General features: G+C 39.5%; 20 protein-coding genes. 10 read left to right on the top strand and 10 right to left on the bottom strand.

Annotation, left to right across the window (positions count from 1 at the left end; all coding sequences use genetic code 11):
- Positions 1-57: 57 nt before the first annotated feature.
- On the bottom strand, positions 58-1,515 hold the full coding sequence (locus tag B2X72_RS19525) for an aminoacyl-histidine dipeptidase (RefSeq protein WP_286736122.1): 1,458 nt from the start codon (positions 1,513-1,515) through the stop codon (positions 58-60).
- 128 nt (positions 1,516-1,643) lie between these two features.
- Here B2X72_RS19525 and B2X72_RS19520 point away from each other — a divergent pair, with 128 nt between their 5' ends.
- On the top strand, positions 1,644-3,128 hold the full coding sequence (locus tag B2X72_RS19520) for a glycoside hydrolase family 130 protein (RefSeq protein WP_286851155.1): 1,485 nt from the start codon (positions 1,644-1,646) through the stop codon (positions 3,126-3,128).
- Here B2X72_RS19520 and B2X72_RS19515 read toward each other — a convergent pair.
- A complete protein-coding gene (locus B2X72_RS19515; protein ID WP_088162151.1) occupies positions 3,100-5,313 on the bottom strand; it encodes a glycosyltransferase family 4 protein in 2,214 nt (737 codons plus the stop codon). The genes B2X72_RS19520 and B2X72_RS19515 overlap by 29 nt on opposite strands.
- 359 nt (positions 5,314-5,672) lie before the next feature.
- Between B2X72_RS19515 and B2X72_RS19510 the strand changes: the two genes are divergently transcribed.
- Positions 5,673-6,263 carry a sugar O-acetyltransferase gene (locus B2X72_RS19510; RefSeq protein ID WP_088162152.1) on the top strand — a complete coding sequence of 197 codons (591 nt, stop codon included), beginning with the start codon at positions 5,673-5,675 and terminating at the stop codon, positions 6,261-6,263.
- Positions 6,264-6,333: 70 nt separating this feature from the next.
- On the opposite strand, the gene B2X72_RS19505 is transcribed toward B2X72_RS19510, so the two are convergent.
- The 3 genes from B2X72_RS19505 to B2X72_RS19495 form a co-directional block, all read right to left on the bottom strand.
- The gene (locus B2X72_RS19505) at positions 6,334-6,750 is read right to left on the bottom strand and encodes a GNAT family N-acetyltransferase (protein WP_286736118.1); all 417 of its coding nucleotides are present in this window, start codon (positions 6,748-6,750) and stop codon (positions 6,334-6,336) included.
- A complete protein-coding gene (locus tag B2X72_RS19500; protein ID WP_286851152.1) occupies positions 6,747-8,255 on the bottom strand; it encodes an NAD(P)H-hydrate dehydratase in 1,509 nt (502 codons plus the stop codon). The genes B2X72_RS19505 and B2X72_RS19500 overlap by 4 nt, the downstream gene beginning before the upstream one ends.
- A gap of 180 nt (positions 8,256-8,435) precedes the next feature.
- The gene (locus tag B2X72_RS19495; RefSeq protein WP_286851150.1) at positions 8,436-11,858 is read right to left on the bottom strand and encodes a glycosyltransferase; all 3,423 of its coding nucleotides are present in this window, start codon (positions 11,856-11,858) and stop codon (positions 8,436-8,438) included.
- 165 nt (positions 11,859-12,023) lie between these two features.
- Here B2X72_RS19495 and B2X72_RS19490 point away from each other — a divergent pair, with 165 nt between their 5' ends.
- From B2X72_RS19490 to B2X72_RS19480, 3 genes are all read left to right on the top strand, one after another.
- Entirely contained in the window at positions 12,024-12,863 is an 840-nt protein-coding gene (locus B2X72_RS19490) for a DUF4846 domain-containing protein (protein WP_286851149.1), read from the top strand.
- Positions 12,864-13,117: 254 nt separating this feature from the next.
- Entirely contained in the window at positions 13,118-14,320 is a 1,203-nt protein-coding gene (gene hmpA, locus B2X72_RS19485; RefSeq protein ID WP_232475555.1) for an NO-inducible flavohemoprotein, read from the top strand.
- A 97-nt stretch (positions 14,321-14,417) separates the two neighbouring features.
- A complete protein-coding gene (locus tag B2X72_RS19480) occupies positions 14,418-14,897 on the top strand; it encodes an RrF2 family transcriptional regulator (protein WP_088162157.1) in 480 nt (159 codons plus the stop codon).
- Positions 14,898-15,465: 568 nt separating this feature from the next.
- On the opposite strand, the gene B2X72_RS19475 is transcribed toward B2X72_RS19480, so the two are convergent.
- Positions 15,466-15,597, bottom strand: coding sequence for a hypothetical protein (locus B2X72_RS19475; RefSeq protein ID WP_280176843.1), 132 nt, complete (start codon positions 15,595-15,597; stop codon positions 15,466-15,468).
- 736 nt (positions 15,598-16,333) lie between these two features.
- Here B2X72_RS19475 and B2X72_RS19470 point away from each other — a divergent pair.
- Positions 16,334-16,954 carry a hypothetical protein gene (locus B2X72_RS19470; RefSeq protein WP_286851147.1) on the top strand — a complete coding sequence of 207 codons (621 nt, stop codon included), beginning with the start codon at positions 16,334-16,336 and terminating at the stop codon, positions 16,952-16,954.
- A 160-nt stretch (positions 16,955-17,114) separates the two neighbouring features.
- On the opposite strand, the gene B2X72_RS19465 is transcribed toward B2X72_RS19470, so the two are convergent.
- The gene (locus B2X72_RS19465; protein ID WP_145327030.1) at positions 17,115-17,594 is read right to left on the bottom strand and encodes an SRPBCC family protein; all 480 of its coding nucleotides are present in this window, start codon (positions 17,592-17,594) and stop codon (positions 17,115-17,117) included.
- A gap of 115 nt (positions 17,595-17,709) precedes the next feature.
- Between B2X72_RS19465 and B2X72_RS19460 the strand changes: the two genes are divergently transcribed.
- Together B2X72_RS19460 and B2X72_RS19455 are read left to right on the top strand one after the other, a co-directional pair.
- On the top strand, positions 17,710-18,210 hold the full coding sequence (locus tag B2X72_RS19460; protein ID WP_286851146.1) for a GNAT family N-acetyltransferase: 501 nt from the start codon (positions 17,710-17,712) through the stop codon (positions 18,208-18,210).
- A gap of 153 nt (positions 18,211-18,363) precedes the next feature.
- Positions 18,364-19,065: a metallophosphoesterase gene (locus B2X72_RS19455; RefSeq protein WP_158638781.1), complete on the top strand. Its 702-nt coding sequence runs from the start codon at positions 18,364-18,366 to the stop codon at positions 19,063-19,065.
- Between the two features lie 34 nt (positions 19,066-19,099).
- On the opposite strand, the gene B2X72_RS19450 is transcribed toward B2X72_RS19455, so the two are convergent.
- Positions 19,100-19,681, bottom strand: a complete 582-nt coding sequence (locus B2X72_RS19450; protein WP_286851143.1) for a TetR/AcrR family transcriptional regulator — start codon at positions 19,679-19,681, stop codon at positions 19,100-19,102.
- 62 nt (positions 19,682-19,743) lie between these two features.
- Between B2X72_RS19450 and B2X72_RS19445 the strand changes: the two genes are divergently transcribed.
- Positions 19,744-19,929 (top strand): hypothetical protein, encoded by a 186-nt coding sequence (locus B2X72_RS19445; RefSeq protein WP_075993309.1) that lies wholly within the window; start codon positions 19,744-19,746, stop codon positions 19,927-19,929.
- Positions 19,930-20,756: 827 nt separating this feature from the next.
- Here B2X72_RS19445 and B2X72_RS19440 read toward each other — a convergent pair.
- Complete coding sequence (locus B2X72_RS19440) at positions 20,757-21,182, bottom strand: cold-shock protein (protein ID WP_075993311.1); 426 nt, start codon at positions 21,180-21,182, stop codon at positions 20,757-20,759.
- A gap of 371 nt (positions 21,183-21,553) precedes the next feature.
- On the opposite strand from B2X72_RS19440, the gene B2X72_RS19435 reads away from it, so the two are divergent.
- Entirely contained in the window at positions 21,554-21,835 is a 282-nt protein-coding gene (locus B2X72_RS19435; protein WP_070565582.1) for a GNAT family N-acetyltransferase, read from the top strand.
- 53 nt (positions 21,836-21,888) lie between these two features.
- Here the strand turns inward: B2X72_RS19435 and B2X72_RS19430 are convergent.
- Positions 21,889-23,175, bottom strand: a 1,287-nt coding sequence (locus tag B2X72_RS19430; RefSeq protein WP_286851141.1) for a class I tRNA ligase family protein, incomplete at its 5' end; no start/stop codon positions are given.

Here is a 23,175-nt window from a genome sequence, read left to right as displayed (position 1 = left end):
TTTTTTATTTTCATTAATTATCGCCTTAGAAATGCGGCAATATGTTTTTGTTGAATTTTATTTTTTAGGGATCTCTTTGAGAATTTCGAGCACAAAACTCCAAAACTTCTGCACCGAAGAAATGGAGACACGCTCTGCAGGCGAATGTGCACCTAAGATTGTTGGTCCAAAAGAAATCATATCCATTTCGGGATAGTTTGTCCCCAAGATACCGCACTCAAGCCCGGCATGGCAAGCCACCACTTCTGGAGCTTCACCATGTTGTCTCGTATAAATTGATTTGAGCACTTCTAAAATCTCAGAATTCGGATTAGGTGCCCATCCTGGATAATTGCCCGAAAAACCGACGGTAAAACCACCCAGTTCAAATGCAGCTTTTAAAGATTGGGCTAAATCAAATTTAGACGTTTCAACAGAAGATCTGGTTAGACATTTGATGGAAACCTTTTCCCCACCTACTTCTACTTTAGCAATATTATTGGAGGTTTCTACCAAGTCTTCAAAATCGGCGCTCACACGATAAACACCATTTAAGGCCGCATAAACGCTGTTGATCAGGTTTTCCTGCACGTTTACTGGAACTACAGTTGCATAAGCAGCATCAGTTTGCTTCACCACAATTTCCATAGCCGGTTCTGTCGTTGCAAATTCCAATTTAATATCCTGAGCCAATTGTGTCAAATTATGAACAAAGTCAGTTGCTTTATCCTTACTGATAACCACCTTTGCAACACTTTCTCTCGGAATTGCATTGCGTAGACTTCCACCCAACAAAGAAGCAATACGCAATCCATAATGTGCATTCGTGCCAAATAGCAAACGGTTCATTACTTTATTGGCATTGGCAAAACCTTTATGAATGTCCATACCAGAATGCCCCCCATGTAGTCCTTTTACTGTAATTTCAAAAGATAACGTATCAAAAGGACAAGGCTCTGCAACATAGGACTGTGTTGCCGTCACATCAATCCCGCCAGCACAACCAATATCGATTTCAGTATCATTCTCTGTATCCAGATTCAACAGGATTTCACCAGAAAGCACATCGCCTTTTAAACCTAAAGCTCCCGTCATGCCTGTCTCTTCATCAATCGTAAACAAAGCTTCAATGGCAGGGTGTTCAATAATGGATGATTCCAAAATCGACATGATTGTCGCAACGCCAAGACCGTTATCTGCCCCCAAAGTGGTACCCTCAGCTTTTACCCAATCACCATCAACGTACATCTTAATGCCTTCATTATCGAAGTCAAAAACAGTATCGTTATTTTTTTGGTGCACCATATCCAAATGCGACTGCAATACTATCGTTTTACGATCCTCCATTCCCGGAGTAGCAGATTTTTTGATGAGCACATTACCAATCTCATCAACGCTTGTTTCTAAACCCAAGGATTTACCAAAGTCTACCATAAAGGCAATCACGCGCTCTTCTTTTTTAGAAGCTCTCGGGACCGCATTCAATGCAGAGAAATTTTTCCAAATTGCTTTTGGTTCTAAATTATTTTCAATCATATCTAAATTTTTTCCTTGGTCAAAGTTACTCCATTTTTATTAGATATCCGGTGATTATTGGCTTAGAATAAAAACAAAAGCCAATCACTGTTCGTTCTAATACAGGGTATAAACATCAACATATCATTATGCATAGACCAGTACAAGTTGAACGGAAGGATATTTACTTTAAACCAGATAAAAAGAGAGTTTTAGCACGTTTTTTCTCACTGGGGGATGATCGTACCATTAAAGTTCTCAAACGTATCTTATCCCTGAATGAATCGGAGCGAAAAGAAGTCTTTGGCCAGGTACTCCGAAGCTATACAAAAAGACATCGTAGTATAGTCCATATCTTTGAACGTAATTTTGACCGCATAAGCCACTTATTGGAAAAGATTCCATTTCCAAAAGAGAAACTGAGCCAAATTGACAAGCTACTGATCGGCTCCTATTTCACGATGGAATATTCAATTGAATCGGCGGCATTGTTTAATCCCTCCATTATAGAACATCCGGACCAGACAGAATTATTCAGGGGTGAAAAACGGGTTATTTTGAGTTTCAGGGCAACCGGAGAAGGCCATGTCTCTTCGATCGTTTTTCGATCAGGAACATTGGATGTTGACAACAATATACATATCGATTATGTCGGCAGTTTATTGGATAAACCTATGCAAGTCAAAAATCACCGTTATCACAAGGAGTCATTCTTAAAGAAAATGAATGAGTTGCATGCCGAGCCAACGGAAGTTAAGTCCAAACTGGAAGCTAAGCTAACGGAGACATTTACCTACGAGGAACTCAAACGGTACATCGATGAAGTACGGCGCGATAGCGACGAAAACCTGGAAAATGTGACATTTCTACAACAGGCGCTCTGGCTCGCTTCGTCGCATTATGAAATGACTTTCTCCCTGGATACTTCCATTTCAGAACGTGTGATATTTCCGATTGCCGATACCGAAAAAAGAGGTATTGAAGATGCGCGTTTCGTTCAGTTCAAAAACGAAAGAGGTGAGAGCACGTACTATGCAACATATACCGCTTACGATGGATTCAGCATCCTCCCGAAATTACTCACCACAAAAGATTTTTACCATTTTAAAGTGAAACCTATTTATGGTGAAATTGCCAACAAGGGGGCGGCACTATTTCCACGTAAAATAAATGGACGTTATGCCATGCTCTGCCGCATTGATGGTGAGAACAACTACATCGCCTACTCCAATAATATCAATATATGGCAGGAAACGGCCATCCGGATTCAACAGCCAGAATATCCGTATGAATTTGTTCAGATCGGTAATTGCGGGTCGCCGATAGAAACGCAATACGGCTGGCTGATTTTAACCCATGCCGTTGGACCAATGCGTGAATATGTCCTAGGCGCAGCTCTTTTGGACTTGGACAACCCGCATGTGGAAATTGGACGCCTACATAGCCCATTGATGACGCCCAATGACGAAGAGCGAGAAGGCTATGTACCAAACGTCATTTATTCCTGCGGAGCGATAGTACACAACGAACACCTCATTTTACCTTATGCGATGTCCGATTATGCATCAACCTATGCGACCATCAAGCTCGAAGATTTATTGCTCGCTATCTTGAATCCTGATCGTTATCAATAAAAGCACGGTAAACTACGATATAAGCCAAATAGAAACAAAGGGTACTCTCCGCCCCTTGGTTTCTATTGATGCCATAGGATTCGAGGCCATCACAGCAACCTTTGGTTTCCTCATCATACAAACCGAGCCGAAGATCATTCTCTCCTAAAAACCAGCGGAAAGAAGCAATCATACGGGTAAAATAGACCTTTTTATTGGTCAATCGAAAAGCTTCACGATACATAAATACCATTGCCGTGACATCAAGTGGCTGCTGACCAAACTTGCTGATATGCTTCCCTTGCTTGGCCCACTCCTGGTTTCCGACCAATGAAAGCGCGCCATTCTGGACAGTCATACTTTCGAGAAACTTTAAAGTCGATAATCCCAACTGTTTTATTGTTTCATCGTTCAAAAAAGGATAGGCCGTCAATAACGCATAGGGCAAAATTGCGTTATCATAACTCAATACCGCTTCAAACCATTGCCAGTTTTCATCTGAGCTTGCCTCGTATTCCCGTACCAGCTTGCCGATAAGGGCCCGCATCAACTCTATCATCACCTCGTCATTGGATTGATGATGCAAATATTCCGCAATCCCCAGTACAGTATAAGCTATCGCCCGGTTGGAACGCAACTGGCCAAAATTTGGAACGGCCCTAAAAAACAGTTCATGCCCCAATTGATAATAGCTTGTCAATTTTGTCTCCCGAAGAAGTACGCCCAATGCCCACATGGTCCGTCCAAAGGAGTCCTCCGAACCGACCTCATCGAGGAAACTATGTTGGAAATTCATAAAATTGTGAAAAAGCCCATCTTCGCGCTGATGATAATAGATATAACTCAAGTAGGTCGAGATGCGACGATCGAGCCTTTTGTCAGCAAAATCTTGCTGCGCCAATAAAGTAACTAAAAGTGCTCTTGCATTATCGTCCAGACAATAGCCCTCTTTGTAGTTCGGTAGCGAATAAGTTGCATGCTGTAAGATACCGACCTGATTGGTCAGTCTGTCGATATGCTTCCAACTGAATTTGGGCATTTCCTCTATACTAAATCCAACATTTTCTTTGAGGCTATCATAGGTAGGAATAATCTTATCTAAAATTCGTGTGTACCGAAGGCCTATATTTTTCCAGGTCATCTCTTTACCAAATATACGGGCATTGTCTCTTAGTGTTGTGCGATAGTCCAAATTTGAAAACAGATTTTTGAGCACCTCGGCCATCTTGGCTGAATTTTTAAATTCGACGAGCACTCCCCTTCCATCAGCGAGCAATTCTTTGGCGTGCCAATAAGGAGTGGACACCACCGCAGCTCCGGCACCGATGGCGTAAGACAATGTTCCACTTGTAATCTGTGCCTCATTGACATAAGGTGTAACATAAACATCGCAGGCACATAGATACTCCACAAGATCGGCTTGACTAACAAAGGAATTAACAAATTTCACATGTTCCTGCAACTGATAGGTTTCCACAAGACTGCCCAGGTATTCCCGATATTCCTCGCCGGAATGTGCCAATACATTGGGATGCGTTTTACCAACAACGAGGTACAACAGATCCGGTTCATCTTTGACGACCTCAGGGAGGGATTCAATCACCATTTCAATTCCTTTGTTTCGCCCCAAAAAACCGAAGGTCAATAAGACTTTCTTCCCGGAAAGTCCTTTTTTAAGCTTGGCAAGCTCATGATCTAAAGTAAACTCCGGCACACCGTGGTGTATCAGCCTAACTTTGGAGGTATTGACCCGATAAATCGATTTGAGTAATGTAATTGCATAATTGCTCATGACGATTACAATGGAAGCCCGTTTTACAATTTCAATAAGAATGGCCTTTTCATCAACATTGGGTTTTTCGAGAATGGTGTGAAAATTAACAAGTAGCGGAATGTGTAATGCATTAATCAATGATAAGATATATATGCCGCTATTCCCTCCAAAAATGCCATATTCGTGTTCGAGTATGACGCAATCGTACCCGTTTTCATTAATATAATTTGCGGCTTCAATATAGGACAATTGACGATGTTGATCTATTTTAAACACGACCTCACTGGGATAAACATAGTCCCGATCCGCGACCGCAAAAACATGTTGCGTCAGTTCCTGATTATGCAGTGCTACAGCATGCAATAAATCTGATGTAAAAGTGGCAATTCCACATTCTTTGGGCAAGTAGGTACTTATATAAGCAATCTTCATTGGAATAATATTTTGAATATAGCCCGGACAAAGGCAATAGCATCGTGTGCTCCACTATCTAAATGCGTTTCGAACGAAAATTGTTTGTCACAACTGTATGAATTAAATCGGAGGAAGGTTGGACGACACTTTGTGCAGATCAGTACGTTGCTATAAAACCTGGCGCTGAAAAGCTGTCCATTTGTTGGAAACAGTATAATTTGTTGGAAAACAGGGTATCCATTGATTATGCTTAGTAGAAAACAGAGCCTTGATTATGCGAAATAAGAGCGCTCAATATCCTAGATTCACAACACGTAGATTGCTATTGCTTTTAAAAATCAATTTATCTAAGTTTGTTACAGAAAAACGGGCATTGAATGAAATCAGCAAAGGAAAAAATGATTGCCGGACTTCCCTATATCGATTCGGAGGGGCAATTATTTAAGGAAAGACAATACGCAAAAGAAGAACTGAAGCGATTTAACGATTCAGAGCCTAAACAACTGAAATTCAGAAAACAGATTATTCAAAAACTGTTTAAAGCAACAGGAACTCGATTCTTTCTCGAACCTCCTTTTCGTTGCGATTATGGTTATAATATTGCTATTGGTGAGAACTTTTACAGCAACTATAACTGTACGATTTTAGACGGCGCGCCGGTTACCATCGGTGACAATGTATTATTCGGCCCCAATGTAAGCCTCTTTACAGCTGGTCATCCCCTACATTTTGAAGCAAGAAATCAAGGTTGGGAATTTGCGTTGCCGATCGTTATCGAAGATAATGTATGGATCGGTGGACATGTTGTCGTCAACCCCGGCGTGCGAATCGGAAAAAATTCGGTCATTGGTTCTGGATCGGTCGTCACAAAAGATATACCAGCGGATGTCGTAGCTGCAGGCAATCCTTGCCGGGTGATACGTAACATTACCGAAGCGGATCGGATCAACTATACTGAAAATCTGTAGGGATAACACAGGTCACAAGGGATAACATGGGGCACATTTATAAGAAAACGATCTATCTTCCCACTTACTGTTAACTTACAGAATCATTTGTTAAAGATAATGAATAGGTGACGGTGGCTTCATGTTGTTTTAGAAGAACAAATCCATTACTTGTCCAAAAATGTTGCTGATCGCCGGCCACATTTGCAAGAAGATATTGACCAGCAAATGTATGGATAAATAGTTCCGCATGCTTCAATAATGCTGTGCCTACACCTTTCAGCCTTACATGTGGAGCAACAGCGAGGAAATGGATTGTATAAGTACCACCTGAACTAATCAGGCTCAGCACGCCTACCACTTCGTTTCCATCGTAGGCCGCAAAATGCGTCGCTTCAAAATCGCCCTCCAACATCACCTCGGCCAACTTACCTTCCGGAGCGAAAACCTCTTTTCGAAGTTTCCAGGTCCGGGCGGCAAAAACTTGTTCAATGTACCAATCTATCATAATCCTTTTTCTAAAGACATAAATGCGTCGGAAAGATGATTGATGGTATCTGAAGGTAATAAGGAATAGGTGCCGATCGTCTTCACTGCAATATCTGCCGCGCGCCCATGGATATATACCCCCATAATTAAAGCGTCTTTAGAAGAATAGCCCTGTCCAAGCAAGGAGGTAATAATCCCTGTCAGTATATCACCACTGCCTCCTGTTGCCATCCCAACATTGCCCGTACTATTGAAGTACACCATCCCATCGGGCATAACCATAGCACTATTAGCCCCTTTTATTAATACGTAAAACTGATGTTTACGTGCAAAAACTTTCACTTTCTCAATCTTTTCAAAATCATCTTGCCAAGCACCCAATATCCGGCTAAGTTCTTTGGGATGGGGAGTCAATATACTATGCGCTGGAACAAAAGCCCAAAGATTCGGTTCGCGGGAAAGAATATTTAAAGCATCAGCATCTAATACCAAAGGAGTATCATTAACACGGGTTATAAATACCTTTAGCGCATCAATTGTATGCGGCGCTGTTCCCATGCCGATTCCGATACCAACAGACTGATAGCCATCGATTTCCGGGAATTGGCTAATAAAATCTTGTTCAGGATCAGTCAACACCATCGCTTCGGGCACAGCGGTCTGTAAGATGGTATTACCACCGTCAGGTACATAAGCGGAAGCTAAACCGCAGCCCGCTCGAAGAGCCGCTTTTAACGCAAGCTGAACGCCCCCCATTTTACCTTTACTTCCGCCAATAATAAGGGTATGACCAAATGTTCCCTTATGATCAAATTTCCTTCGTTGTCGATAAAAGGACCTGACAAGCGGCTCGTCAACATAAAAAAGATTGGTTTCTGCCGCTTCAATTGCTCGTTGGCTAAGATCGATATCCAATACCTTGAAGTCTTTTACATACCATTGGTTTTCGGGCAGCAGCAAGGCCATCTTGGGAAACTGAAAGGTATAAACCAAATCTGCCTTTACAATTGGAACATCTGCAGCAGTCTTTTTATCTGCCAGTAGTCCAGAAGGCATATCGACGGAATAGATCCTTGCACCACATCCATTTATACTGGAAATTATACCGTTCCAATCAGCTGTTAATACACGCTTTAATCCATAACCAAACAAGCAATCCAGTACGATTGCATCGGAAGGGATATCAATCTGGTTTTCCGCTGCAATTTTTTGAATCATATGATTGGGTAAACGCTTTTGATTGGCAAGATTATCAGCGGAGTAATCCGCTACATCCATTAAATAAACCTTGACTTGGGCCTGTTGTTGATCCAACAGACGAGCCAGCACCAAGCCATCGCCGCCGTTGTTTCCTTTACCGCAGAAGATGAAAAAGGTACTGTGCTCCAATCGGGGATGAAGCTTTTTAATTTCCTCAAAAACAACTGTTGCAGCTCGTTCCATCAGGTCTAGACTACTGATTTTTTGATCCTTTAGGGTTTCACTATCAATCCTGTTTATCTGCTGAGCGGAAAGTATCTTCATTTGGTCGCTATTTTTATTGAAAGTAGCTATTCTCAAGGTCAATTAAAAATCTCGGTATAATTTTTTGGCAGGCTGGCGATAGTGATCCTAGTGTACGATCCCACGAAGGAACTACATCAGATCGCTATCGTTTAGCTCATGCACGTGTCTGCTTTTTATTCACTTGTTGTTACCGGCTTTTTATTCACTTATTGTTACCTCTTTCACTCCGCCCGTACGTTTCAAGGTACCCCAGGTATTCAATTCACCTTTAATGGCTTTTCTGACAGACTTGAATAAAACGAAGTACATCAGTTGACGCCAGAAAAAACGCTGCGGAAACAAATAAATTAAATTGCTAAGCTTCTCGCCTTCCATTTTAAAGGCAATACCTGCAAAGAACATATCCACGAATACAAAAAGGAAGTAATAAAACATCACTTGACCAAAACCATTATGCAGTGAAAATAATCCTGCAATTCCCGTCCAGCTGATACCATTTACCTCGCTTAAGGAGAAAAGACCACTCACTAGAGAGAATAACATAAAAATATCGGCCAAAGGAGCAAATAAAGGAAGTATAATCTGAAAAATCAGAATATTAGGCATTCCGACCATACCAAAATAGCCATATTTGGGATTCAACAAGGTCTGTTTATTTTTCCAAAAACTCTGCAACACACCAAAACTCCAACGGAAACGTTGCTTGAAGAGCATTTTGACCGTATCCGGTGCTTCCGTATAAGCGATTGCTTCAGATGAATTTCGCACGGTATAACCCGCTCTTAATATACGCATGGTTAAATCACAATCTTCCGCTAACGTATCCGTAGTAAATCCGCCCACTTCCAAAATAACAGATCTACGAAAGGCCCCAATTGCTCCTGGTACGACCGATATCATATTGAGCAAATCGAACGCTCTCCGATCCATATTCTGTGAGGTGATATATTCGATCGATTGCCAATGTGTCAATATATTATGCACATTTCCCACTTTAACACTACCCGCAACAGCGGCGATCTGAGGTTTATTGAAATATTTCATCAACTGTTTTAACGCATCTGTTTTCAATTGTGTATCGGCATCGATACAAAGCACAAACTGTGCTTCGGATTGTTGGATACCATAGTTAAGCGCAGAAGCCTTGCCCCCATTTGGTTTTGTAAATAACCTTACTTTAGGATGATCGCCATACACCTTACTGACAATCTCAAAAGTCTTGTCTTTTGATCCATCATCAACAAAAATCAATTCATAATTGGGGTAATCCAAATTCAACAGGCTTTTTATCGTTGCCAACACTGTTATTTCCTCATTATAGGCAGGAATGATCACACTCACCTTTTCCCGAGGTTCCACAACCAATTGAGATCGCTCTTTTTTACTTTTTTGTTTTTGTCGGATTGCCAGATAAGCAATCATTGCTGTTCTAAAAATTGCCAATACAATTGCAACGGAAAAAACCAAGTTAAGGAAGATGTTACCGTAAAACAATGTTCCTAAGAACAAGCGGTTGGAAGATCCACTAAATCCCGAATCGGAAGCATTTTCTACAGGAGGCATCAGTTCATCACGTTTTTTCCCCATTAAATCTCCAATCGTCGCAAATTTATAACCATGTGATTTAAAATAATGAATAATGCGCGGCAAGGCGGCTATAGTCGCTTCTCGATTGCCTCCGGCATCATGTAATAGAATAATGTTTCCATTATCGCGTTGTTTTATGACTTCATTATAGATTTCATCTGCCGTACGACCAGGTAACCAGTCGTTGGGATCAATATACTCGCCGATATTGATGTAGTTCTCTTTCCGGCTCTGAGCAACAGGCAGAATTTCGGCAACAGTCTGTGGCTCGGCATCGGCATTAAAAGGGGCCCGGAAAAGAATTGTACTATGACCGGTTATGCATTCGATGATCTTTCGGGTGGCATTCAGTTCAAACGTAACGCGATTTGGGCCTATTGTAGACATATCAGGATGAAAAAAGGTATGGTTACCGAGTTCATGTCCTTCTTGATATTCTCTCCGAACCAGATCCATATTTTTCTCAGCCATAACACCAACAAGAAAGAAAGCTCCGGGAACATGTTCCTTTTTTAATATATCTAATACTTGTGGTGTATACGTAGGATCGGGACCGTCGTCAAAGGTCAGGACCACAGTATTATCTCTTTCTCCAAAGCGTTTGATTACATAATTACTTGGCGTCTTTACATACTCCTGATTCTCAACCATAAGCGTTGATGGGTCGTAAGTGAATTTCACTTCCCCCGGAGCAGGACTATTGACCAAGTCCAAAATTTCCCCATCCCCAATATATTGAATACCCCCGACATTGATCTGGCTTATCTTTCCAAAGTCAAAAGGTTCTTTTTTCAGATTTTCTCGGTCCAATGATCTTGAAATAAATGACCATAAACGGGAGTCTTCACTTCCTAAACGCCAAAGTGCAATACCAGCTAGCCCCCAGTCATCTGCTTTGCGGATAAGATTAAAATAGGTTGCAGCGTCTGTAAAATAGACATCATGATGCATCCCTGTCCCATCTTTATAGCTAAAGTTGAGATTTGCAGATTCGGGATCAAAAGTAATCTTAGCATTGTAATTATGCGCCAAAATAACAGCATTATCATATGTCAATGTCTTGCCGACACTGCCTTTTGGCCAATCATATCCATAACAGGCCAAAGCCAGGATCACCTTGTCTGCATCGATCTTATTGCAAAGTTCATCAAGATTTTTTTCGACCCATGCCTGATGTGAAATGGCGCCGGCATTACTTTCAATGGAATGCTGATCATAAGCCATAAGTATGATGTAATCGTTGTACTTTTGTAAGGCAATGGGATCGTAATCATCATTTTCAGGTGAAATATCCTGCGTGACAAGTAGGCCTTCTGTATGAAATACCGTATAGATGTGGCCCATAAAATCATTCAGCGCCTTGTGGTCATCCAACTGTAAATTCTCAAAGTCAATATTTATGCCAGCAAAGCCATTGCGCTTCACTTTAAGAAGGATATCGTCTATAAAACGCTGTTGTTTATCCGGATTAAGTAAAATAGCCTTTACAGTCTGCCCGTCAAAATCGTTACCACTGAAATTGGAAATCTGTGCGATAGCTTTGCGCTTATATTGATGAATGACCTTAAGCGCAGAAGTATCTGCTTTATCCACTACTGTATCTTGATTAGGCACAGTAAAAAAGGATTCCATAGCAACCATATCCAAATGACCAATATTGCGGCGTAGATCCGATAAAGACTGCTCACGAACTTCATTAGACCAAGAACTAACATAAAACCCCATATTGATTCTATCTTTGGTACCAATATGTTTCAAATGCTTCAGCTCCCGGTCACGTTTAATCTTCTCCAATTCGGATTTTACAATGGTAAACTCCTTAAATTGTTTGGATTTTTTTAATCTGGCGGTGGACTTTTCAGTCAATGCTGTGTTGGTATTAATTGTTGGAAAAGGAGGAATCTGAATCTTTCCCAATGTATAAACCACACAGATAACACCAATGATCAAACCTATCACCAATGCTCTGCTCATCCATGAAAAAGCGTACCAGCGCTTTTTGCTTGACGTCTGAAAAATCTGTTTTCCTGACATAATCGTATTCTTATTAACTTCGGCTAAGCTACATCAGAAAATGATCCAAAAAGTTGATGAATAGCTTAAAAATTTCTTAATTTTTTCAAATGATTCACACTTCGAATTATATCTAAATTTAAGTATATTCGATAAAACGCAATACACTAGCTCAGAAACTTTTATATGAGATCAATATATGTACTCATTCCACTCCTCTCGTGTCAGGTTTTCAGTGGATGTGGGCAGCCAAATGTTGCTGCACCTAATAACAAAACTTTGAATCCGGCAACTACTGCGTCAATAGCACCTGACGGAAATCAGTTTATCAACCCCGATGGGATGACGATCAAATCGCGCATTTTGTTACCAGAAGGCTTTAAAAGGCCTACCTACCGGGTCGAAGAATTTGGAAATTTTCTCGAAAATCTTCCATTATACCCCATCGACCAGGAGGTACATTATTATAACGGAAAAATTAAACCTAGAAATAACATCTACAATAGTGTTGTGAAGCTAGACATAGGAAAGCGCGATTTACACCAATGCGCCGATGCTGTAATGCGACTCAGGGCAGATTACTTATACCAACAAAAGCGGTATAAGGATATCAAATTCAACTTCCTTTCCGATAGCAAGCCCCGCGCATATACAAACTATGCAAAAGGAGACTACTCCTACCCAACCTATTGGAAATACCTGGAATATGTGTTTGCCTATGCCAATACGGCTTCGCTACACGATGAGCTGCCCAGCGCAAAAACGACTCAGGAAGTTAAGATTGGAGATACTTTTATCCAGAAAGGATCACCCATTGGCCACGCAATCATTGTAGTTGATCTAGCCAAGGACAATACTGGAAAAACAATCGTGCTGCTCGCGCAAAGTTACATGCCAGCCCAAGAAATACAAATTTTAAACAATTGGAACAACAGCACGCTTAGTCCTTGGTACGATATAGACCAGGATATTATAAAAACCCCTGAATGGACATTTTACCCTAAAAACCTCAAAACATGGGAATAGCCAGGGTTAAAAACTTGTGAATAGCCAGAGCTGATCATAATAATACTTTTTCAATCGATCAGGTGATGACCAAACAACAGGTAAAAAATAATAAAAGATATTTTTGTCTTTTATTATAAATTTCTATTTTTGTACCCGATAGTCACTTGCAAATGAACCCTATCAAGGTTTACAAAATTCCTCGTAGCGAGGTGGATTTTTTTGTTTTTTATTCCGATCAAATAAAAGATAAAAAGGTATTTAAATATTTTATTATGATTACTGAAGCACAAAAAGAGTTAATCAAAGGCACTGTACCGATTTTAAAAGAACATGGTGTAGCGCTGACTAGTTATTTTTATAAACGTATGTTTGCCCACAATCCTGAGCTTAAACATATCTTCAATATGGGAAACCAACAAAATGCGCGACAACAAACGGCGTTGGCTACAGCTGTGTTAGCCTATGCGGAGCATATCGAGAATCCCGCAGTCCTCCTTTCTGCAGTGAAACATATTGGACAAAAACACAGTAGTCTCAATATTCGTCCGGAGCATTATCAGATTGTTGGCAAGCATCTATTGGCCTCCATTCAAGAAGTATTGGGGGATGCAGCAACAGAAGAACTGATTGAAGCCTGGAAAGTTGCCTATTTTCAATTAGCAGATCTGATGATCGGAGTCGAAAAGGATATGTATGATCAAATGATCCAGAACGAGGGCGGATGGACGGGTTGGAAGCCATTCACCATTGTAAAAGTGGTATCTGAGACCGCCGAGATTCAGTCTATTTATCTCAAGCCAACAGATCAAGGAAAACTTCCAAAACATGAGGCAGGCCAGTATGTAAGTGTACGTGTATTTCTTCCCGAATTACACCTGTATCAACCAAGACAATATAGTCTTTCCGATGCGAGCAATGGAGAGTACCTTCGGATTTCGGTAAAAAGAGAAGCTACGGAAGGAAAACCTGAGGGTATGGTGAGTAATTATATACATCAATACTTTGAAGTTGGAAAACAACTGGAACTCACAGCACCTACAGGTTCCTTTCAACTTATCGAAAGTGAAAAACCACATGTATTTATTAGTGGTGGAGTTGGTCAGACCCCATTAATTGCCATGTTAGAGCATTTAGCTGACAAGAAAGAAGACAAACCAATCACTTGGATCCACGGTTGCCGTAACCCTGATTTACATGCGTTTAAAGAAAGATTAATAACATTGGAAAATCAACATCAAAACATAACTAGTTTTTCTTTCTATGACGAAGCTCAAGATGCGGATGCCGACGTACTTGTGGGTTGGGTTGATCTCGCTAAAATAGATGCTTCGCATCTTCCACAGGAGGCAAACTATTACCTCTGTGGCCCATCAGGATTTATCAAAAAGCACTTCCAATATTTAACGAATCAGGGTGTCAACGCTGAGAACATTCATTTCGAAGAATTTGGTCCAGCATCTTTGCAACTAAATTAATTGCACTACCCCACTTCATCAAATAGTCATCCCTAATTTTTAATCATTGGCGGATGGCTATTTTTGATTTTGTACATTTGCAAAAAGCAAAAAGATTATGGGTATTTTTTCTAAAACATGTGAATATGGACTACGGGCAGTTTTTTTTATCGCACAAAGCTCCCAAGAAAATAAACGCGTGAGCATAAAAGAAATAGCAGAGAGCATCCATTCTCCGGAAGCTTTTCTAGGCAAGATACTACAGAATCTAAGCCGTGCAGGTATCATTCGATCCATGAAGGGACCTGGTGGTGGATTTTACCTCGATAGGGAAGACATGTCCACTCCACTATCCGAAGTCGTCAAAGCGATCGATGGTGAAAGTCTATTTGTCGGCTGCGGCATGGGGCTTGAATTCTGCTCCGAACAATATCCCTGTCCCTTGCATCACGAGTTCAAAAGCATACGCAACAACCTCTCGGAAATGCTTCAAAAAACAACGGTCGGCCAATTCAATGATGACCTGATTAAAGGGAAAATCCTGTTAACGAAAAGCCATATCGACCCGAATAAAACCACGGGTAATTCCTTGGATTAACAGGCTAAATCTTCAGCTTTTTCCTTCATTTTTTCTATTGAGTACCGTTTTGAAAATAATTCGGAAGACGTAAAATTCGCTTTTTTTCGTATAAAACTACACGTTCACATAATCCACATAACACAGCTGATTAAAAGCAATATAAAAATTACAAAACATTAGAATGTATCGCATTTAAGCGTCCCGGCATCCAATTATTCAAATCATTGAAATTACGCGAAATAGGATACCCCAAGACCATTTCTAAACTTGTTATCAGGTCGCCACCAAACTCGATATAACTCCCTGAAAGTAACCCTCACTTTTTATTTAATCCGCTCCATGAAACAAGGAAATAGGCTTTTTGTCAGCCTATACCAAGGCAACAATGCTCCTTTTTTGACGTATTTCTTTTGGGTTAAACCCAAAAAACATGAATTATTTTCTGACTATCACACCATTTTCATACAATTTTGCAGCTTTTAATATAAAACCAAAAAAAATACAAATTAACATCTAAACAACAACATATTACATATTTTATATAAATAAATAAAACACATATAAAACGGTTTAAAAAGCTTGATTTTTATAACAGAAAGGGTGTGGATAAAATTTTATCCACACCCTTTCTGTTATTCATGGATAGCGCTAAAGCGGGCATTCCCTCCAGTGCCGGATACAAAAAAATACAGGAGACCACAATCTTTAAATTCTTCATGTGTATTGTACAGTTCGAGGTCACAGTTCCCGCCATTAACGATGATTTCCTACGAAAAGAGCATCCATGTAGTAGAGCGCGCACTTGTACTTAACTATAATTTCTCTAGCGCTTCTACCAACATCATGCGAAACGTTTCGACACCCAAAGCAAGTTCATTTGTAAAGACCACTTCATTAAATATAAGCAAACACCGGATTTTACACCATTTTAATTCGATCTAAGACAACATCTCTACACAATTAGTCCTTTACTTACAATTTGAATAAAATTACTTAGAACGAGTAATAACAACCTTTCAGCAAAACTATAGGATGATACAGGACACTTGTCCGCTACATAGACACGCAACTCCCGCCTGAATCGATCTGCGGCGACCGAGACCAACCATCCAAATCACCAGACTTAATTCTAGCCCTCTTTTAATCGATTTAAGACATCTTCTCCGAGTAAAGCACCTTACGGTCACTCAAGAAAAAAAGAAGCAAAAACGAGCTTAAAACAACCTTCACAGCATCGGACCAGCACTGGAATGTGATGAGTTAGACACCCCTTTCGGTATAGCCAATAGCTTCAAAAAACAACAAAATAAATCAATAAGAAGATTTAATACAGCTAAATAAACAGAATAGCCTTAAGTAAAACATTACAACTAAAACTACCCAAATCCATTAAAATCAAATTCACACAGAACAAAACAAACGCTTTTATTATATTTAAGTTTTCCCAACAAACCATGAGTAACACCCCCTCTTTATCGAGATCATTTTTAAAAGCAGAACTTGTAAAAATCAGGAAAACCCGCAATGTAATCATTGGTATATTCCTCGCGATGTTCGTTTTTTGTTACGGATTTTTTCTGCTGTCTTTTTTTCAGAAATGGTCGGACAGTGAAGACAGGCTATCGTTTTTTTACAAATCACTCCCTACCCTATCCTTTCTTTTCGCTTACCTAGGCTTTGCGTTCGGCCTGTTGAGTTGGATAGCTTACATTAAAAACCAAAAATTCATCCATGCACTACAACAACTGAACGACGATGATCTTGATATCTACCAACAATATAGCAGACGGCTGGTCCGCATCTTTTCAGCTATCTCCCCATATCTTTTTTGTAAAAATGAAATTTTATTTTTCCCATTCATTGGAAACAAACAGATCCCAATTAGTCAAATCCATCGCATTGAAACAAAAATCATAAGAAACTACCGGGGGCCCAACAGCTATCGCATCTATTTCTATAATGAATTCAACAAAATCTATCAGGTCACCATGAATCAGAAAGGAGCTTTTGATTTCTTACAGGAGCAACTTCGGAAGGAAAATCCAACGATAGTTGTTGTCGCTAGAAACCATTAAACACATACGAGTTTTCAGATAATTCAGCGAAAAAGCGGAGCATCCCCATATCATCGCTCATTGAACTGCTAAATGTGATCCAGTTAAAAAATTCAGTCCTATGCTTCTCGCGAAAACCAACAGTCGACACCTACAACCTATCGCTTATTCCCAAAGAAAACTAGACTGGAAGATACAGCCGATATTTACCCGACTCAGCAACTTCTTTGATCACCTGGTTTCTTTCTTCCAGAAAGCGCAACATGTATCGGGTTAAAAATAGCCATTCTGCAAGCCTTCCCAGAACCCCGAGAGGAGCCTTAAAATTGAACACATCGCGCATTAATACTTTACCATGTTCCAGTTCCTTGAAAATATGCTGGTGATCCATCGAATGAAACACTCCTTGAGTCATTCGATCTTCGAAAAAATGAGATTTTTCCATCGCTGTTATCTGTACAGTTAATGTTTGCTTTACGCCAAGATGCCTTGCACGCCAACGCACATGCTGACCTACCTCGATTAATCCTGTCGTCACCCCATCAATTGCCTTCTCCCCAGTTTTCTTTGTCGAATACATATGCAGATCAATACTACGTGCCAAGTCAAAAACAACCGATAAAGGAGCTTCTATAATTGTATCTAAAATAAGCTGCGGCATAATACTCTTTTAATATATTTCACACGAATTTCGTAAAATTCAGTAATTTCTTTAGGATCGGGCTCGAGAATTTTCTAAATTGATTTACCTTCAGAACGGCAACTAGACAATAATCATGATAACACTACTTCAATTCGAAAAATCAGATTTTCCGCTTTTTAAGTCATGGATTCGATCAGCAGAGGAACTATTACAGTTCGCAGGACCGTATTTTTCGTTTCCGCTTACCGATTACCAACTTGAAAAATACATTCAAGACCCAAAGCGAAACGCCTTTAAAATAATCGACACAGCAACCAAAGAAATTATCGGCCACTGCGAATTAAGCTTCGAACGGGACATTCCAAGACTTTGCCGCATCCTAATTGCAAAAAGTTCCGAACGAAATAAAGGTTACGGCAAGAGCACTGTGAACACACTCCTCAGGCGGCTTTTTATTGAAGGCAATTATGAAACAGCCGATTTAAACGTTTATGACTGGAATCACAATGCAATCCGATGTTATGAAGCCGTAGGTTTTCGAATTAACGAAAATATGATTTCGGAAGTAACAATTGGCAACGAAACCTGGAAAAGCCTCAATATGAAGATTAGCAAATCTGACTGGAAAAGTTAATTTAGCGCTATGAAAAATAAGCGAAAATTAAAGCATATAGCAATATGTTTATTCGTAATGGGTGCATTGCTCGGTTTTTACAGCTAGAAAATCGAGCCACATTGGGTAAAATACGAGCAGATCAATCTAACTGTAAAACATTTACCAGAAGCATTGGAAGGAAAATCATTGATCCAGATCTCGGACATCCATATCGGCAACTATGTGGATAAAGATTTTATAAAAAGAACCTTTCGGGAAATCGGAGCATTAAAGCCCGATATCGTGGTATACACCGGCGATTTTGTACGTCTTGTTAACAATAAAATCCCCTTAGAACAACTCAATGAAGTCATGCAAGATGCCCCAAAAGGCAAACTTCAAACATTGGCAATTCTAGGCAATCATGACTATGGAAAAAATTTTCAGGACAGTGCGGCAGCAGATTCAATCGTTAGCCTACTCCATGGATATTCGATAAAAGTATTGAGAAATGAAAGCGTAATAACCCAAGGGTTAAGAATATTTGGTATAGATGACTTTTGGGGAACAAACTTTGACCTTGTAAAGGCCATGAAAGACTACGATCAATCTCAAGCCAGTTTAGTATTATGTCATAATCCGGATGCCGCAGACCTCGACGGCTGGAATAGATACAATGGCTGGATCCTGGCAGGACACACACATGCTGGCCAAGTAAGAATTCCTTTTTGGGGCTCCCCGATTATTCCCGTAAAAAATAAAAACTACGATCAAGGAATCAAGAAAATAAGCGGAGACAGAACATTATATATCAACCGCGGACTGGGACACAGCATTCCCATCAGATTCAACGCCCGACCCGAGGTTACCATTTTCACATTAAGGAAAGAATAACAATCCAAGGAGCGATTCAATTTGCCCCGTTCCTTTAAAGAAGATATGGATAAAAGGCCGTATGAATCGTCTGTCTATAATCTTCCAGTGGATTTCCATTTTGGTGTGCAGCCAAAACAGCATAGCTTGAGCTCCAAAAATCTGAAATGATAAAAAGTTGGCGCACGAACCCCTGTAAATTTACCAAGGGTATATCAGAACGAAACATGCCTAACTCAGCGTAATACAAAAATAGAGAGACAAGTTGCTCTTCACGCTGTGTCACCAAATTTCTGTAAGCTTCTGCAATACTGGGGATCCAGTTGCAAATTTCAACAAAATTCTCAAAAATAAACCTGTATTTCGATATCAGCGCATAAGAGCCATCAATAAAACTATCCAGCACCTGGCGAAATGTGCTTGCATCATCTTCAGGCTTCAAAATCATCTTTTCATACTCATTTTGCAATAATTGGAAAAGTTGAAAAATAATATCCTCGGTATGTTTAAAATGATAATGAAGATTACCGGCACTTATATTCAGTTCCTGAGCAATTTGACGCGTTGTTACCGTACGTATACCATCACGATTATAAAGCTTCAACGCGCCCACAATAATTTTTTCTTTCGTATTCATGATGCAAAATTAGAACAGTTGTTCTAATTTTGCATCATAAACTAAAAATAAGATCATAATACATGGAAAAATCAACGGGAAATTGGCTAAAAAGGCAATACATCGAATTAAAACAAACTTTAATCCCAGCTCATCCAAACGACAGTTCTTGGAAGAAATTCGGTAAACAGACTGCTTTCTTTATGTTTTTAACTTTAATGGCATGTGGTGCTATAGCAATGTTAATCGCCGTTTCCTTCGCTCATTAAGTAGGGAGCTGTTTGACGGCTTATTTATCTTCTACTGGTTTTGTTGGTTCTTTATTCGATTTACTCGGGCTAATCATTTCCCTATCCCCTTCCTAAACGACTGGCTGACTGATTTCGTTTTTGTACCGATTATTATCCATTGTTCATCTATAGTAGGTAGTTATGTATTCAACAATGGCAGAGCCCATGGTTATCCGCTTTACCAAATCTGGATAATTTCATTCTTCACCTCCTTACTTTTTGAATGGATCATGCCTCAATGTACCACTTATAATACCGGAGATATTGCTGACGCCGCAGCTTACTTTGCTGGAGGGTTATTTTATTTCTGTTTCCATCAATCCTTCTATATCAAAAAAAATCATCAACTTATCCGAGAGAGGAACAATAAGCAGAAATTTACCTTATAAATTCTTAGAAGACAACGTAGAATCAACAGCATTTAAGGCAAAATATCACAAAACGACAAGGGTAACCTCAGAAGGACAGCATAAAAAGTATACAAATCACGTAAAAAGTAGACAGATCACATCAAAATTAGATCAACGACATATTCACAATAAAGGGGAATTCTAAAAATTGAACTTTTTCTGTAAAGGTAATCGTGAAATTATACCGGTAGGGAAAAACTCTTTTCGCTCTCAAGAGCGATTAATGAAAGCGATTTAAATGCTGAAACTGCAGGAAGCCTCTCTTTATTAAGAATACCATTAGCGGGAAAGCAGGCATTCGAATAAATGTAAAAAACCTTTGTTTGACTCCAAATACCCTGACATCAAACAAAAGGCCTTATAATCATCAATACTCGTTTAAGAGTACTTTTTCAGCTAATACTCGATCAAGACTTCAGTGACTTGAGCACCTTGTTTAGCACTTTTAAATTTAAACTTCACTTTCTGATTCAGGTTCAATTTCTGTCCAGCAAGACGGTCATTGAAATAAATAGATTGCTGAGTTTCGTTGTCTCTAATAAACCCATAGTTGGAGTCGTTATTGTAATGGACAACTTTTCCGAAGGAATACTCGTCATGATGATTTGAGGCCATGCTTGGACTCTCCCCTTCTTTCAATTTTATCGCAGGTCTATCTGAAATATTCCCATGTTCATCAACATAAGCAAACAATTCTTCCAAAGATTTCCCCTTGTCGTTGTTTGTTTTGTTGAATTCTTTTTTCTCAATTTTTTGTTGTTTTTTGAGTAGTTTCTTTTTTTCTCGTTCTTTTTTGTTAAATGTAATTTGGCTTTTGCTCATTCAATATGGATTAAAATAAATGTTCCCGAGGAGGTTACGGACCTTTAGAGCTTCGTTGAAAAGATAAAAATGCGATGTGTTCTAAGGAGATAATTGCAAAGGTACAAAAAATTCTTTAAAAAAGGGATATTGAGCGATCCTGTACAAAGTGATCTTAACCTGGAACCGATTCGTTTCTTCGACTTTAAACACGAATATCCAGTTCATAATTTTTTGTCTAAACCTAGTCGCGTACAATGGACCCTGATAACAGTCAGTTATCTGAAGCCCATCGATCTTTCGATCTTTTTAAACAAGATTTATTTCGATCACAAAATTGAAAAATTCCATAAAACAAAAAGATCATTTGGACGTTATTTTTAAAAAAAACTATGGAAATAAGAAACATCGAAAGGGACGAAAGAGGCAATTTTATTGCAGAAGTTGAAAATAATGAAGCCGGAATTTTAGAGTATACCTGGCAAAACGATCATGAGTTTTCCATTGATCATACAGAAGTCTACGATGAGTATCAGGGAATGAGTGTGGGAAAAAAATTGGTACTGGAGGCTGTTGACTATGCCAGAAAGAATGACGCCAAAATTATCCCAAATTGTCCCTATGCGAAAGCTATCTTCGATAAAACAATAGCTTTTCAAGATGTATTGGCATAAAAAAGCCGTTTTATCCTATCGATAAAACGGCTTTTTATACTGTATTGAGTGGGTTAAATCACGATATTGATTATTTTTCCTTTGACAAAAATAATCTTTTTGATTGCCTTCCCATCTAAATGCCGTTGTACATCAGTATGTGCTCTAATCGTATCTTCTACTGCTTTTTGATCTAAATCAAGCGGTAATGATAAATTGAATTTCATCTTACCATTGAAAGATACCGGATAAGCAAATTCAGATTCAACCAAATATTCTGCCTTGAACACAGGATATGAAGCGTAAGAAAGTGTACCGGCGTCGTTACCCAACAGCGCCCACAACTCTTCCGTAATATGTGGTGCATAAGGCTGAAGAACAATGACGAGCTGTTCCAATATCTGTCTTTTATTGCATTTCAACTCAGTCAATTCATTGACACAGATCATAAATGCTGAAACAGAAGTATTGAATGAGAAACGTTCAATATCATCTTCCACCTTTTTGATAATTTTATGTAAGGCTTTAAACTCTGCTTTGGATGGATCTTCATTGGAAACACTAAAATTACCCTCAGCATCGTGGAACAGTCGCCATACTTTACGTAAGAACTTATAAACCCCTTCAATACCATTTGTATTCCAAGGCTTAGCCTGCTCCAAAGGCCCTAAAAACATTTCGTATAGACGCAATGTATCTGCTCCATAGGATTCGATAATATCATCAGGATTGACCACATTGAATTTGGATTTAGACATTTTCTCCACCTCACTACCGCAGATATACTTCCCATTTTCCAATACAAATTCAGCATTTGCAAAATCCGGCCTGAAGTTTTTGAATTTTTCCAAATCCAGCACATCATTATGAACAATATTCACGTCTACATGTAAAGGAATAGTTTTGTATTCATTTTTTAATCCATAAGACACAAATTGATTTGTACCTCTCCCTTCGTCATCAAGTACACGATACACAAAATTAGAGCGCCCTTGAATCATGCCTTGATTAATCAATTTGCGGAATGGCTCTTCCTCATTTTGGTAACCCAAATCTTTCAAGAACTTGTTCCAAAAACGCGAATACAACAAGTGTCCAGTAGCATGCTCAGAACCACCGATATATAAATCTACGGCTTTCCAATAATCCACAGCCTCTTTGGATGCAAAATTACCTTCATTTTTTGGATCCATATATCTAAACCAATACCATGAGGAGCCTGCCCATCCCGGCATCGTACTCAATTCATACTCATATTGATCTTCATATTTCCAATCTTTGGCCCTTCCCAATGGAGGTTCACCCGATTCCGTTGGTAAATATTTATCAACTTCGGGCAATAAGAGCGGTAATTCTTCTTC

The organism is Sphingobacterium sp. UBA7253, from assembly GCF_002472745.1.
Classification (GTDB): domain Bacteria; phylum Bacteroidota; class Bacteroidia; order Sphingobacteriales; family Sphingobacteriaceae; genus Sphingobacterium; species Sphingobacterium siyangense.
The sequence above is the reverse complement of the archived record's forward strand: the minus strand, read 5'-3'. Positions and strand labels throughout refer to the sequence as shown.